At 54.9% G+C, this 681-nt stretch carries 1 protein-coding gene; it reads left to right on the forward strand.

Annotation, left to right across the window (positions count from 1 at the left end; genetic code table 11):
• Positions 1–26: 26 nt before the first annotated feature.
• Positions 27–681: MFS transporter (locus J5224_RS33065; protein WP_264629135.1), on the forward strand; the 655-nt coding region annotated here is incomplete at its 3' end.

Genomic DNA, 681 nt, shown 5'->3' on the forward strand with positions numbered 1-681 from the left:
CTCAACCTGCCGCTGTTGCTCCACCAATGCAAAAAATATCCCGTTTGCGTTGGAGCATTATTCTGGTGTTGCTGATCGCCGCCGTGGTGAACTACCTTGACCGCGCCAACCTCAGTATCGCCAACACCACCATTTCGAAAGAGTTCGGCTTTAGCTCCACCCAGATGGGCCTGCTGCTTTCAGCCTTTCTGTGGCCCTATGCGCTAGCCAACCTGCCTGCGGGCTGGCTGGTTGATAAATTCGGGCCGAAAAAAATGTTTTCCTGGGCGCTCGGGCTGTGGTCAGGCTTCACCATTCTCGCGGGCTTCGTTAACGGCTACTCCATGTTCTATGGTCTGCGCATGATGCTGGGCATCTCTGAATCACCGTTTTTTACCTCCGGTATCAAGATCACTCATCGCTGGTTCCCCAGTAATGAACGCGGACTTCCCACCGCCATCATCAACACCGGCTCTCAGATCGCCAACGCCGTTGCACCGCCGATCCTGACTATTCTGTTGTTAACAATGGGCTGGCGCGGCATGTTTATCGCTATCGGCTTGGCAGGTATCCCGATTCTGCTGTTGTGGCTGAAACTGTATCGCAATCCCACGCCAGCGGAAGAAGTCGAGATTCACGGTGTAGAAGAAGCGACGACGGAGCAACAGGCGAGCCAGCCCAAAGCAAGCTGGGGTTCGCTGT

This window comes from Candidatus Symbiopectobacterium sp. NZEC135, assembly GCF_025962695.1.